We start from the raw sequence: 13,612 nt of genomic DNA, 5'->3' as shown, positions 1-13,612 counted from the left end.
CGCTCGTCGCAATCGCGGCCGCGAGGAGGATCCCTCCCAGCACGTCACTCGGCCAGTGCGCGCCGGAGACGAGCAGGCTGGTCGCCAGGAGCGACGCCGCAAGCACCACCGGCGGCCACAGCCACCACCACGCCACCGGCCACAGCACCAGCAGGCAGCCGGCCAGACAGACGACGAGGGCGATGGTGTGCCCCGACGGATAGCTGCCCCCGCTGTTCGCCAGATCGCCGTGGGGGTCCGGGCGGTGGATGGCGAGCTTGACCGCGACGGTGAGGACCATCGAGGCCACGGTGAGGACCGCGCAGAAGATGACCGGCGCGAAGGAGCGGCGCCACAGCATCGTGATGGTCGACGTCAGGACGAAGAGCAGGTACATCCGGTTCGGTGCCAGCCGCCCCATCCAGGGGCTGTAACGAACCTGGTTCGGTCCCCAGGCGTCGCCGGGCCTCAGCAGGTGGACCGCAGCGGTGTCGAGCGGTTGGGTGGCCCGCACGACGACGAGCAGTGTGAGGGCGAGGAAGAGCACGGCAAAACAGATGGGAACCCAGGCCGGGCAGCGCCGCCCGGCAGGGCCGGCACGGCTGCGGGCCCTGCTGGTCCCGTCGGCGGACGTCATCGATCCTCGGCCAACCATGTCCCCCATCGACCCATGCTGCACCCGCCCGCGACCACGCGTCGCCGTTCCGCCAACCAGTCCCCGCCCGTTCGGGCCGGCGGCGGGGTGATTGGTCCAGGGCCTCCCGAAAGCCCCAGTTCGTCGCCCGCTCCTCGCCGGCGAGGGCGCGTGGCAGCGGTACTACCCTTGACGGGCACACCCGTTGCCGGACCGACGCGGGCTCATTGTGCTGTCCGGATGCGCTCGACCAGTTGGGAATCCACCCTCATGACCTCATCGACACTGCGCCTCACCCCTGTGCTCGACGCCTGGCGAGTGGCAGGCGATGTGCAGGCGGTTCTGCAGGAGGCCGAGAAGCGGACTCGGCTCGTCGACGTGTCGGCCAGTGACGGCTCCCGCCCATTCCTCCTCGCCGCCCTCGCCCAGGCGAGCACTCAGGCGGAGCCGCTCCTTGTCGTGACTGCGACGACCCGGGAAGCCGAGGACCTGGCCGAGGCACTGGGCTGCTTCCTGGCACACGAGCGCATCGCCGTCTTCCCGAGCTGGGAGACCCTCCCGCACGAGCGGCTCTCACCCCGCAGTGACACCGTCGGTCGCCGTCTCGCCGTGCTCCGTCGGATCGCTCACCCGGACCACACGGACCCCTCCTACGGCCCGCTCGCGGTTGTCATCGCCCCCGTGCGGGCTGCGCTCCAGCCGCTCACCAAGGGCCTCGGCGAGCTCGTGCCGGTCTCCCTCAAGCAGGGCGACGACTACCCCCTCGAGGACGTTGTCGAGGCCCTTGCCGGTGCCGCCTACACGCGCACGGACCTTGTCGAGCGTCGGGGCGAGTTCGCCGTCCGTGGAGGCATCCTCGACGTCTTCCCACCCACCGAGGAGCACCCGATCCGGGTCGAGTTCTGGGGGGACACGGTCGAGGAGATCCGGTGGTTCAAGGTCGCAGACCAGCGCAGCCTCGAGATCGCCGAGCACGGGCTCTGGGCGCCGCCCTGCCGTGAGGTCCTCCTGACCGAGACCGTCCGTCAACGGGCCGCCGCCCTCAAGGACCAGCTCCCCGGCGTCTCCGAGATGCTGGCCAAGGTGGCCGAGGGTATCGCCGTCGAAGGCATGGAGTCGCTCGCGCCCGCCCTCGTCGACGGCATGGAGTCGCTCCTCGACGTCCTGCCGCGCGAGTGCATCGTCATGCTGGCCGACCCCGAGAAGATCCGCCGCCGTGCCCACGACCTCGTCGCGACGAGCGAGGAGTTTCTCGAGGCCAGCTGGGCCAACGCCGCGGCCGGCAACGCAGTGCCGGTCGACCTCGCCTCGATCCTCGGCACCGCCTCGTTCTGGACCATCGCCCAGACCCGGGCCCATGCCCTCGCCGCGGGCCGCCCCTGGTGGACGCTGACCCCCTTCGTGCAGGACGAGGAGCTCGTCATCGAGGATGACGACGTCGACGTCCGCCTCTCCGTCAGGACCGTGGACTCCGAGAGCTTCCGGGGGGAGACACCCCGCGCCGTCGAGCACTTCCGCGCCCGCGCCCAGGAGGGCTGGCGCCTGGCGGTCGTCACCGAGGGCCCCGGCCTCGCTCGCCGGGTGGCCGATGTCCTGCGCGAGCACGACATCGCCGTGCGTGAGCTCAACGGCTCCCTCGACCCCGGCGTCGTCTCCATCACGACGGGCGCCCTCGACCACGGCTTCGTCCACGAGAGCAGCCGGCTCGAGGTCCTCACGGAGGCCGACCTCACCGGGCAGGCCGGGGGCGGCGGCACGTCCACCAAGGACATGCGACGCATGCCCTCACGCCGGCGCAACCAGGTCGACCCCCTCCAGCTGCGTCCGGGCGACCACGTCGTGCACGAGCAGCACGGTGTCGGGCGGTTCGTCGAGATGATGCAGCGCACCGTGGGTGGGGCGACCCGGGAGTACCTCGTCATCGAGTACGCGTCGTCCAAGCGCGGCCAGCCCGGCGACCGGCTCTACGTTCCCACCGACCAGCTCGACCAGGTGACGAAGTACGTCGGAGGAGAGGCGCCGACCCTCAACAAGATGGGCGGTTCCGACTGGCACAAGACGAAGTCCCGCGCCAAGCGCTACGTCAAGCAGATCGCGGCCGACCTGATCCGGCTCTACAGCGCCCGGATGGCGACCAAGGGGCACGCCTTCGGGCCCGACACCCCCTGGCAGCGCGAGCTCGAGGAGGCCTTTCCGTACGTCGAGACGACAGACCAGCTCTCGAGCATCGACGAGGTCAAGGAGGACATGGAGCGCGAGATCCCGATGGACCGCCTCATCTGTGGCGACGTCGGTTACGGCAAGACGGAGATCGCCGTCCGAGCGGCCTTCAAGGCCATCCAGGACGGCAAGCAGGTCGCCATTCTCGTCCCGACGACCCTCCTCGTCACCCAGCACCACCAGACCTTCTCGGAGCGCTACGCGCAGTTCCCAGTCGTGGTGAAGGCGCTGTCGCGGTTCCAGACCGACGCGGAGGCGAAGGAGGTGCTCGAGGGTCTCGCCGACGGCACCGTCGACCTCGTCATCGGCACGCACCGGCTCCTCGCCAAGGACGTGCGCTTCAAGAACCTGGGCCTCGTCGTCATCGACGAGGAGCAGCGGTTCGGTGTCGAGCACAAGGAGCTGCTCAAGACCATGCGGACCGCCGTCGACGTCCTGTCGATGTCCGCCACCCCGATTCCGCGCACGCTCGAGATGGCGGTCACCGGGATCCGCGAGATGTCGACCCTCGCGACGCCGCCCGAGGAGCGCCACCCCGTGCTCACCTTCGTCGGCGCCTACGACGAGAAGCAGATCACGGCGGCGATCCGCCGCGAGCTGCTCCGCGAGGGCCAGGTCTTCTTCGTCCACAACAAGGTCAGCAGCATCGAGAAGGCCGCCGCCAGGTTGCGCGAGCTCGTCCCTGAGGCCCGGATCGCGACCGCTCATGGCCAGATGGGCGAGAAGCGGCTCGAACAAGTCGTCCTCGACTTCTGGGAGAAGCGCTTCGACGTCCTCGTCTGCACGACGATCGTCGAGACGGGGCTCGACATCTCCAACGCCAACACGCTCATCGTCGAGAGGGCCGACGTCCTGGGGCTGTCGCAGCTGCACCAGCTGCGTGGACGGGTCGGCCGCGGCCGCGAGCGCGCCTACGCCTACTTCCTCTATCCGCCTGAGAAGCCCCTCACGGAGACAGCTCACGACCGGCTCCGAACCATCGCGAGCCACACGGACCTCGGCGCCGGCATGCAGGTCGCCATGAAGGACCTCGAGATCCGTGGCGCCGGCAACCTCCTCGGCGGCGAGCAGTCCGGCCACATCGCCGGCGTCGGCTTCGACCTCTACGTCCGGCTCATCGGCGAGGCCGTCGCCGACTTCCGTGGTGACGGCGAGAGCGCGCCGACCGAGATCAAGATCGAGCTGCCCGTCGACGCGCACCTTCCGCACGACTACGTGCCGGGTGAGCGGCTCCGGCTCGAGGCCTACAAGAAGCTGGCGACCGTCGAGACCTTCGAGGCGGTCGACGACATCGAGGCAGAGCTGCGCGACCGCTACGGCAACCCTCCCGAGCCGGTCCAGAACCTCCTCGAGGTGGCGCGGCTGCGGGTGGTGGCGCGGCGGGCGAAGATCGCCGACATCGGCCTGCAGGGCAAGGTCGTCCGCTTCGGGCCGGTCAAGGACCTGCGCGAGAGCCAGCAGCTGCGCCTGTCGCGGCTCTACCCCGGAACCATCATCAAGGACCAGCTCGGCACCATCCTCGTCCCTGCCCCGATGACGGCCAGAGTCGGTGGCAAGCCGCTGCGGAACGTCGAGATCCTGCTCTGGGCGCGCCAGCTCATCGAGGCCGTGCTCCTCGCCGACATCGCCGCGGCGGCGACTGCTGCGTCAGGCGCTTCGTCCGCACCGTAAGATGTCAACGCATTCCGCCCAAGGAGGATCTGTGAAGGCTTGGTCAGTTGAGGCTCGGACCGCGAAGCGGTTGGCCGTCGGTGCCGTCGCCGGTGTGGCGTCCGTGTCACTGCTCGGCGCCTGCAGCATGGCGACCCACCAGCAGGCCGCCGCGGTCGTCAACGGTCATGTCATCTCGCTCTCCGAGGTGGAGCAGACGGCCCAGCAGCTGCAGGCGGCCAACCTCGACTTCTCCGAGCAGATCGTCGTGACCGCCCTCATCGCCGCGCCTCTCCTCCAGCAGACCGTGCAGGCATCCGGCAGCTGGAAGCCCGATGCCACCTACGCGAGCGTCATCAACGCCATGCCGGAGGCCACGGACACGACCAAGGAGTTCGTGTCGACGGTGGCCCTGCTGCAGTCGGCCCAGATGACGGAGCAGGACGTCTCGCAGTACCGCAAGGACCTCAAGCAGGCCGACATCTCGGTCAACCCGCGCTTCGGCACGCTCCTGCCGTCCAACGAGGGGCCCGTCTACTTCACCCTCGGACAGGCGACGCCGAACTGGATCAAGCCGACCCAGCAGGCGAAGTAGCAGCCCAGGCGTCTTGGCGCACCGGCTGACGCTGCTCCTCACGACGCCACGCGTGGCGCCGGGACTGCTCACGCGGGACGCCTGGCGGGCCCTCGACGGCGCCGCCGCCGTCTGGGCGCGGGACGGCGAGTACCAGGCGCAGGCACTCATGGACGCCGGCGTCGAGATCGGCTTGCGGGCCGATGCATCCGCGCCGGCGCTGGCGCGTGACCTCGTGAGCGCAGCCGAGGAGGGGGAGGTCCTCTGGGTCGGCTCGGCCGATGGTGACCCCGGCCTCACGGATGCGATCGCGGCAGAGGTGTCACGTCTCCCCGATCCCCCCGAGGTGGAGCTGCTCATCGGCTCCCACGACGTGCAGGGCGCGCGGCTGCTCGACGTCGTCGCCGTCATGGACCGGCTCCGGTCGCCTGGCGGGTGTCCGTGGGACGCGAAGCAGACGCCCCAGACCCTCGTGCCCTACCTTCTGGAGGAGGCCCACGAGGCGATCGAGGCCATCGAGTCCGGCGACGCGGCCCACGTTCGCGAGGAGCTCGGCGACCTCCTCCTGCAGGTGGCCTTCCAGTCCCGCGTGGCCGAGGAGGATCCCGAGACCCCGTTCGACATCGACGACGTCGCGGGCGGCCTCGTGGAGAAGCTCGTCCGGCGCCACCCGCATGTGTTCGGCTCCGTCGAGGCGACGACGCCAGAGGCCGTCGAGGCGAACTGGGCGGCGATCAAGGCGTCGGAGAAGCCCGACCGGAGCCATCCGCTCGAGGGCATCCCGCAGTCCCTGCCGGCCCTCGCGCGGGCCGACAAGGTGATCGCGCGGCTCGAGCGCGCCGGACTCGGCGAACGGGTGGATGCGGTCACGGCGGGCGATGACCTCGGCGCGCGGCTCCTCGCGCTCGTCCGGGAGGCTCGCACGACCGGCGTCGACGCCGAGGCGACGTTGCGCTCAACCCTCCGCCTGCTGGCGGAGTGACCACAAGGCGTATGCCGCTGAGCTCGCTAGCGGCCGCTGTGTCACCTCCCGCTCCGGGTCAGTAGGCGCCCCGAGCGGCGAAGACCGCGTGGATCGTCCTCATGACGATCGAGAGGTCCTGGACGATCGACCAGTTGTCCACGTAGTAGAGGTCGAGCCGGACGGCATCCTCCCAGGAGAGGTCGGAGCGGCCGGACACCTGCCAGAGGCCGGTGAGGCCCGGGCGGACATGCAGCCGGCGCTGGGCGTCGGCCGGGTAGCGGCGTACCTCGTCCGGCAGCGCGGGCCGGGGCCCGACGAGACTCATCTCGCCCTTGACGACGTTGACCAGCTGTGGCAGCTCGTCGAGGGAGAAGCGACGAATCAACCTGCCCACATGAGTGATTCGCGGATCCTTGCGAATCTTGAAGAGGACGCCGTCGGCGTTGACGTTGAGGTGGCTCAGGGTGGCGAGCCGCGCCTCGGCGTCGGTGCACATGCTGCGGAACTTGAGGCAGTGGAAGAGCCGGCCATCCCGGCCGACGCGCGTCTGCCGGAAGAGCACCGGGCCGTGGTCCTCCAGGCGGATCGCGAGGCCCACCAACGCCATCACCGGTGCGGCGAGCAGGAGGAGCAGGCCCGCTCCGAGGAGGTCGAAGGCCCGTTTGAGCCCGTGGGAGGCGGCCAGGCTCTGTGGCTGTTCGACGTGCACGAGAGGCAGGCCGCCGACCGGCCGCATCTCCATCCGGCCCGCGGAGATGTCGCTCAGACTCGGCACGACGACCATCTGGACCGGCAGGCCCTCGAGCTCCCAGGCGGTGCGGCGGAACTCCGCCGCGCTGGGGAACGCGCCTTCCGTGAAGATGATGACGTCCGCCTCCTCGTCGAGCACCGCACCGGCCGCGCTGGTGGTGACGCCGCACACCGGGATGCCGCCCGGCGTCGAGAGGACTGGCTGAGAGGACGGCAGCAGCGCCCCGACGATCTGGTAGCCCATCCACCGATCGCGCTTGAGCGCCTCGCACACCTCATCGACGTGAGCGGGGGAGCCCGACACGAGCACCCGCGAGAGCAGGCGGCCGTGCTTCCGCGCTCGCTGCACGACCCGCCGGGCGCCACTCCGCCAGAGCAGCAGCATCGGGGCGCCGAAGAGGAACAGGAAGGCGAAGAATCCGCGGGCCAGCTCGAATTTCGTCAGATAACAGCCGATCCCGATCGCTCCCGCGGTCAATCCGGCGGCCGTGAGAATGCGGGCATATTCGCTCGTACCAACGCCTAACCGACTTTTGCCGTATGTCCCGGTTATGACGTTTGCGAGCATCCAGGCGGCGACGATCCAGACCCCGGCCGGACCCAGCGCGCCGGACACCTCGGCGACCGAGGTGTGGAAGAGGTCGATGTGTGGCCGTGTCACCATGGCGATGACCATTGCGCCGGTGACGACGGCAAAGTCGCCTACTGCCAAGGAGATTCGCCAGTACTTGATGCCGCGAGACCGCTCTGTGACCCGGCGAGGAAGCGGGCGTGCACGCAGGTTGCGCAGCACGAGTCCAGGCTGTTGCGCCGTCTCGACCATGGCTGATCCACCCCACCGATTGGCTGGCCCCCGTCACCGGACCCCCCAGTGGAACCGGCCGACAGTGTCAGTGTCGCGAGGGTGTGGCTGCATTTCACGGAAATGCAAAAGAATGCTTGAAGAAATGGCGTGAATGACCCGAGTGTCAACAAATTCGTCTTTGTCCAGGGTGTCCGTTCGGCCCCATATCGCGCTAAATGGGTTCCGGTGAGCCGGCCGCCGAGTCGCTCCCCGGGAGGTGAAGGGCGACGGGCTAGGCTCGATCCCGTACGTGCACACCGAGACTCCCGCGACGGAGTCGGCATCCAGGAGAGCTCTGTGGCCAGCATTGAGGAGATTGGCGCCCGCGAGATCCTTGACTCGCGCGGCAACCCGACCGTGGAGGTCGAGATCCGCCTCGACGACGGGACCTTCGCCCGTGCCGCGGTGCCGTCGGGTGCCTCGACCGGTGCCTTCGAGGCCTCCGAGCGACGTGACGGTGACACCGCCCGCTACCAGGGCAAGGGCGTCGAGCAGGCCGTCGATGCCGTCATCGAGGAGATCAACCCCGCCCTCATCGGCTTCGACGCGAGCGAGCAGCGCCTCATCGACGGCGAGATGCTCGCCCTCGACGGCTCCCCCAACAAGTCGACGCTCGGGGCCAACGCCATCCTCGGGGTCTCGCTCGCGGTGGCTCGCGCGGCCGCGGAGTCGGCCGGCCTGCCGCTCTTCCGCTACGTCGGAGGGCCGAACGCCCACATCCTGCCCGTGCCGATGATGAACATCCTCAACGGCGGATCGCACGCGGACACCAACGTCGACATCCAGGAGTTCATGATCGCGCCGATCGGGGCGCCCAGCTTCAAGGAAGCGCTCCGCTGGGGCACGGAGGTCTATCACGCCCTCAAGAAGGTCCTCCACGACCGCGGCCTCGCCACCGGGCTCGGTGACGAGGGTGGCTTCGCGCCCAACCTCGAGTCCAACCGCGAGGCGCTCGACGTCATCCTCGAGGCGGTCAAGGCCGCCGGCTACGTCCCGGGCAAGGACATCGCGCTCGCCCTCGACGTCGCCGCCTCGGAGTTCTACGAGGACGGCGGCTACCGGTTCGAGGGTGCGGCCAAGTCGGCCGCGGAGATGGTCGACTACTACGCCGAGCTCGTCGATGCCTACCCGCTCGTCTCCATCGAGGACCCCCTCAACGAGGAGGACTGGGACGGCTGGCACTCCATGACCGAGAAGCTCGGCGACCGGGTCCAGCTCGTCGGCGACGACCTCTTCGTGACGAACCCGGAGCGCCTCGCTCGTGGCATCACGGGCGGGACGGCCAACGCACTGCTCGTCAAGGTCAACCAGATCGGCACGCTCACCGAGACCCTTGACGCCGTGACCCTCGCCCAGACCAACGGCTACCGCTGCATGATGAGCCACCGGTCCGGTGAGACCGAGGACACCACGATCGCCGACCTCGCCGTGGCGACCAACTGTGGCCAGATCAAGACCGGAGCGCCGGCCCGCTCCGAGCGGGTCGCCAAGTACAACCAGCTCCTCCGCATCGAGGAGGAGCTGGACGAGGCCGCGGTCTACGCGGGCGCCGGCGCCTTCCCGCGGTTCGACCGCAGCCGCTACGCCCACGAGGGCTGACCCCAGATGGCCGACCGCAATCCAGCTCGCCCAGGGCGGACGCCGACCGGCGCCCGCTCGAGGGCGACCGGTGCGCGTCCGGCACCCCGCCGAGCCGCGACACGTCCCACGTCGCGGCAGAGCCGGGCCCGCAGCGGCACCGAGCGCCCCGGCAGCGCCGCCCGCGTCCGCAGGGTCCCGCCGACACCGCCGGCGCCGTCGACGGCCTGGGTCCGTGGGGCGATCCTCGTCGGCATCGTCGTCATGCTCGCCGTGACGCTCGTGCCGACGATGCGTTCGCTGGTGCAGCAGCGTGACCAGGCCGCCGCGCTCCGCCAGCAGGTTGCGGAGCAGCAGGCCCAGGTGGCCGACCTCGAGCGGCAGGCCGCGCTGTGGAAGAACCCGGCCTACATCGAGCAGCAGGCCCGTGAACGGCTCGAGTTCGTGAAGGTGGGGGAGAAGGCCTACACCGTGATCGGTGTGCCGAAGGGCGAGGGCGCCCAGAAGCAACAGCAGCCGATCGTGGCAGCGCCCATGGCCAACGACTCGGCGCCCTGGTACGGAAAGCTCTGGCAGTCGGTGCAGATCGCCGACCGTCCCGCCGCCGGTGCGACGGGCAGGACAGCCGGGGACGCGGTCACCGACAGTGGGTCCGGAGCAGGATGAGCGAAGCACACGACAGCACCTCCGTCAGCGCTGCCGACCTCGAGGCCGTCGAGCGTCAGCTGGGCCGACCACCGCGTGGAGTCGCAGGCGTCGCCCACCGCTGTCCCTGTGGCGAGCCCGACGTGGTGCGGACCGAGCCGCGCCTGCCCGACGGCACGCCGTTCCCGACGACCTTCTATGCCACCTGCCCGCGCCTCACCGGTGCCATCAGCACCCTCGAGACGGGTGGTCTGATGCGGGAGATGAGCGCGCGGCTCGAGGACGACGCGATGCTGCGGGCGGCATACGAGCGGGCGCACGAGCGCTACCTCGCGAGCCGCGCGGAGCTCGGCGACGTCCCGGAGATCGACGGCATCTCGGCCGGCGGCATGCCGACTCGGGTCAAGTGTCTCCACGTCCTCGTGGCGCACTCACTGGCCGAGGGGCCGGGCGTCAACCCCCTCGGGGACGAGGCGCTCGCGCTGCTCGACGAGTGGTGGACGCCGACGTCCTGCGCCCAGCAGCACGCCGCCGAGGACGCGCAGGCGCAGCGATGAGCGATGCCCTCCGTGTCGGTGCCATCGACTGCGGCACCAACTCGATCCGGCTCCTCGTCGCCGACATGGACCCGAGGTCCGGCTCGCTCGACGACGTCGTGCGACGGATGGAGATCGTCCGTCTGGGACAGGGCATCGACCGGACGGGGGTCATCGCCCCCGAGTCGATGGAGCGCACCCTCGCCAGGGCGAGCGAGTATGCCGCGCAGTGCCGCTCGCTCGGCGCCGCTCGGGTCCGCTTCGTGGCCACATCCGCTTCGCGTGACGCGCGCAACGCCGGCGAGTTCGTCCACGGAGTCCGCGCGGCCTTCGCCGAGGAGTGGGGTGAGCCGGTCGATCCCGAGGTGGTCTCCGGTGATGAGGAGGCCAGCCTCTCGTTCATCGGTGCGACCGGCGACCTCGTCGCCCGCGCCGTCGAGGGGCCCTATCTGGTCGTCGACCTCGGCGGTGGATCGACCGAGTTCGTCCGCGGCACCGAGAGGGTGGAGGCGGCCCGGTCCGTCGACATCGGCTGCGTCCGGATGACCGAACGCCACCTCGTCAGCGACCCGCCCACCGAGCCGGAGATCGCGGCGGCGACGCGTGACATCGATGCGGCCATCGACCGAGCCGCCGAGGTCGTCCCGTTCGAGGGCGTGCGGGCACTCGTCGGTCTCGCCGGCACGGTCACGACGATCGCCGCGCACCAGCTGCGCCTCCAGGAGTACGACCCGACCGCGATCCACTTGTCGCAGGCACCGGTCGACGAGATCCTCGCCGCCTCGGCGGACCTGCTCCACCTGAGCCGGGACCAGCGTGCCGCACTGCCCTACATGCATCCCGGCCGTGTCGACGTCATCGGCGCCGGCGCCCTCGTGTGGAGCCGGATCATCGAGCGCGTCGCCGCCGTCGCCCACGTGCGCGAGGTCATCGCGTCGGAGCACGACATCCTCGACGGTATCGCCCGGTCCCTGGTCCAGTGAGCCGGCATGGCGCGCAGGGGTGCTCGGCTCGTCGGCCGGTCCCTGCTGTGGGTCGTCGCCGTGCTCGCGCTCCTGATGACGTGCCTGCTCACGGCGCCGCGGCTGATCGAGCCGACTGACAGGCGGGGGATCGAGCTGGTCTCGCTGACCCCCCTCGGTCTCGTACCGGCTGCGGTGCTCGTTCTCGTCGGCTTGGGTCTCGTCCGCATCCACCGCGGCGGCCTGCGCCTGACGGTCGCGGTCCTCACCCTGGCCGGGGTCGTGTCCACAGCGCTCCACCTGGCCTGGCTCGCTCCTCTCTTCGTGGGCACCCAACCCGCCCCCGCGGCGAACGCCGGGAGTCTCGTGCTCATGACCCAGAACTTCGAGTACGGCGACGCCACTGCCCTCGCTGCTGAGGTCCGGGCCCGCCACGTGGACGTGCTGGTTCTGTGCGATCTCGCGGACCAGCAGTGGGTCTCCGTCGCAGGCTCGACGATTCCACGCGACCTGCCGCATCGGAGCGACAACGGGGGAGGCGTGGTCGTCTTCAGCCGTTATCCAGTCACCGACGACCGCTCGTTGCAGCTGCACGGCGACGGGCGGTCGGTACACCTCGAGTCCGGCCCCGTCGGCCCACTGACCCTCTTCGCCCTGCATGGCGTGCAGCCCAGGCGTCCTGCTGACTGGCAGGAGGACTGGGTGAGGATCACCGATGCCCTCGCAACGAGCCTCGGCCGGGAAGCCTCGAGGGCGGTCGTCGCGGGTGATCTCAACGCGACGCTCGATCACCTGCCCATGCGCCGACTGGAGTCACTGGGGCTCACAGACGCCGTCGATGCGGTCAATGGCGGATACCAGCCGACGTATCCGGCGCCGGGGAGCGACCGGCGCCTGGGCATCCCCATGCCACCCCTGTTCCAGATCGACCACGTGCTCGTCGGGCGTGGGCTCGTCGTGACGTCGGCAGCCACGGTGCGGACTCCCGGTGCGGACCATCTGGGCGTCGTCGTGACGATCAGCGGGGCCGCCGGATGACCCCCTCGGTACCCCCGGAGGGACTCGAACCCTCACTCGAGCGATTTTAAGTCGCCTGCCTCTGCCGATTGGGCTACGGGGGTGTGACGACACAGTATGCAGGCCGTGCCGGGAACACCGGGCGTGATCCCAACCGTTTAGGGTGGTGACAGTCGCCACGATGGGTGGCCCTCAGTGTCGGGGAGGCACGCAGCACATGGCCAACGGAAACCCGGTCTTCGACCGGCTGAACAAGCAGATCGAGAAGGAGCGGTACGCCGGCTTCGGCACCCCGCCGCCCCAGGGCTCGCCCTACCAGGGCACGCAGGCCACCTCCGCGGGCTACGGCGCCCAGCAGACGCTGTCGGCCGACCAGCTCAACGAGATGTACGCCCGCCAGAGCGCCGGCCCGGTCGACACCGGCCGCGTGACCCTCGACGACGTCGTCATGAAGAGTCTCGGCCTCTTCGCCCTGCTCGTCGCCGCGGGCGGGGTCACCTGGTTCACGGTCGACAAGACGCCGTCGCTCGCGAGCCCGCTCTGGCTCGGTGGCATGTTGATCGGCCTCGGGCTGGGCTTCGCCATCGCCTTCATGCGCAAGGTCGCCGTCCCGCTCATCGTGCTCTACGCCGTCGTCGAGGGTGTCTTCCTCGGCGCGTTCAGCTACACGATCAACTCGATCCCCAAGTACCAGGGCGTCCCGATGATGGCCGTCCTCGCGACGGTCTGCACCTTCGCCGCCATGTACGCCGGCTACGCCATGGGCCTGATCAAGGTCACGAGCAAGACCCGGCGCATGTTCATCATCGCGGCCGGCGGCTACATGATCTTCCTGCTGCTGCAGTTCGTCCTGCAGATCACCGGTGCCGTCGGCGGCTGGGGCATCGGCGGCAGCGGAGGCCTCGGCATCATCCTGTCCCTGCTCGGCACCGGTCTCGCGGCCTACTCGCTCGCCATCGACTTCGACTCGATCGACCACGCCGTCCGTGTCGGCGCGCCGCGGAAGTACTCGTGGCTGCTCGCGCACGGCCTCATCGTCTCGGTCGTCTGGCTCTACATCGAGTTCGTCCGGCTCTTCGCCCGCATGCGCGACTGAGGACGTGCGACCTCGCACTCCCGTCCCGCGCGACGTCGCGGACGAGCTGAAGCGGGGGGGGGGGGGGGGGGGGGGGGGGGGGGGGGGCCACCCCCCGGGCGCGGGGGGGGCGGGGGGCCCCCCCCCCCCCCCCCCCGCCCCCCCCCCCGCCGCGGGCCCCCCG

The 13,612-nt window shown here is 70.2% G+C and carries 11 protein-coding genes and 1 tRNA gene; 9 read left to right on the top strand and 3 right to left on the bottom strand.

The window, feature by feature from the left end; all coding sequences use genetic code 11:
• On the bottom strand, positions 1-616 hold a 616-nt coding region (locus tag ACTHJJ_RS04700), incomplete at its 3' end, for a phosphatase PAP2 family protein (RefSeq protein ID WP_440301778.1).
• A gap of 267 nt (positions 617-883) precedes the next feature.
• Between ACTHJJ_RS04700 and mfd the strand changes: the two genes are divergently transcribed.
• From mfd to ACTHJJ_RS04685, 3 genes are read left to right on the top strand one after another with little or no spacing between them, the layout of a single operon-like run.
• On the top strand, positions 884-4,504 hold the full coding sequence (mfd, locus tag ACTHJJ_RS04695) for a transcription-repair coupling factor (RefSeq protein WP_440301777.1): 3,621 nt from the start codon (positions 884-886) through the stop codon (positions 4,502-4,504).
• Between the two features lie 31 nt (positions 4,505-4,535).
• Positions 4,536-5,078, top strand: coding sequence for a hypothetical protein (locus tag ACTHJJ_RS04690; protein ID WP_440301776.1), 543 nt, complete (start codon positions 4,536-4,538; stop codon positions 5,076-5,078).
• Between the two features lie 13 nt (positions 5,079-5,091).
• The gene (locus tag ACTHJJ_RS04685) at positions 5,092-6,039 is read left to right on the top strand and encodes a MazG family protein (RefSeq protein WP_440301775.1); all 948 of its coding nucleotides are present in this window, start codon (positions 5,092-5,094) and stop codon (positions 6,037-6,039) included.
• A 58-nt stretch (positions 6,040-6,097) separates the two neighbouring features.
• Here the strand turns inward: ACTHJJ_RS04685 and ACTHJJ_RS04680 are convergent, their stop codons facing one another.
• Complete coding sequence (locus ACTHJJ_RS04680) at positions 6,098-7,594, bottom strand: sugar transferase (RefSeq protein ID WP_440301774.1); 1,497 nt, start codon at positions 7,592-7,594, stop codon at positions 6,098-6,100.
• 318 nt (positions 7,595-7,912) lie between these two features.
• On the opposite strand from ACTHJJ_RS04680, the gene eno reads away from it, so the two are divergent.
• From eno to ACTHJJ_RS04655, 5 genes are read left to right on the top strand one after another with little or no spacing between them, the layout of a single operon-like run.
• A complete protein-coding gene (eno, locus tag ACTHJJ_RS04675) occupies positions 7,913-9,214 on the top strand; it encodes a phosphopyruvate hydratase (protein ID WP_440301773.1) in 1,302 nt (433 codons plus the stop codon).
• A gap of 6 nt (positions 9,215-9,220) precedes the next feature.
• Positions 9,221-9,859, top strand: a complete 639-nt coding sequence (locus ACTHJJ_RS04670; protein ID WP_440301772.1) for an FtsB family cell division protein — start codon at positions 9,221-9,223, stop codon at positions 9,857-9,859.
• Positions 9,856-10,395 carry a DUF501 domain-containing protein gene (locus ACTHJJ_RS04665; protein WP_440301771.1) on the top strand — a complete coding sequence of 180 codons (540 nt, stop codon included), beginning with the start codon at positions 9,856-9,858 and terminating at the stop codon, positions 10,393-10,395. Before ACTHJJ_RS04670 ends, ACTHJJ_RS04665 begins: the two co-directional genes overlap by 4 nt.
• Positions 10,392-11,357 (top strand): Ppx/GppA phosphatase family protein, encoded by a 966-nt coding sequence (locus ACTHJJ_RS04660; RefSeq protein WP_440301770.1) that lies wholly within the window; start codon positions 10,392-10,394, stop codon positions 11,355-11,357. Before ACTHJJ_RS04665 ends, ACTHJJ_RS04660 begins: the two co-directional genes overlap by 4 nt.
• A gap of 6 nt (positions 11,358-11,363) precedes the next feature.
• On the top strand, positions 11,364-12,374 hold the full coding sequence (locus ACTHJJ_RS04655) for an endonuclease/exonuclease/phosphatase family protein (RefSeq protein WP_440301769.1): 1,011 nt from the start codon (positions 11,364-11,366) through the stop codon (positions 12,372-12,374).
• A gap of 9 nt (positions 12,375-12,383) precedes the next feature.
• Here ACTHJJ_RS04655 and ACTHJJ_RS04650 read toward each other — a convergent pair.
• Positions 12,384-12,457: transfer RNA gene (locus tag ACTHJJ_RS04650), tRNA-Leu, on the bottom strand.
• 113 nt (positions 12,458-12,570) lie between these two features.
• Between ACTHJJ_RS04650 and ACTHJJ_RS04645 the strand changes: the two genes are divergently transcribed.
• Positions 12,571-13,449 carry a Bax inhibitor-1/YccA family protein gene (locus ACTHJJ_RS04645; RefSeq protein ID WP_440301768.1) on the top strand — a complete coding sequence of 293 codons (879 nt, stop codon included), beginning with the start codon at positions 12,571-12,573 and terminating at the stop codon, positions 13,447-13,449.
• Positions 13,450-13,612 lie beyond the last annotated feature (163 nt).

Origin of the sequence: Intrasporangium sp. (assembly GCF_051961875.1) — a bacterium.
Lineage (GTDB): Bacteria > Actinomycetota > Actinomycetes > Actinomycetales > Dermatophilaceae > Intrasporangium_A.
This window is presented reverse-complemented; position numbering and strand designations above follow the sequence as displayed.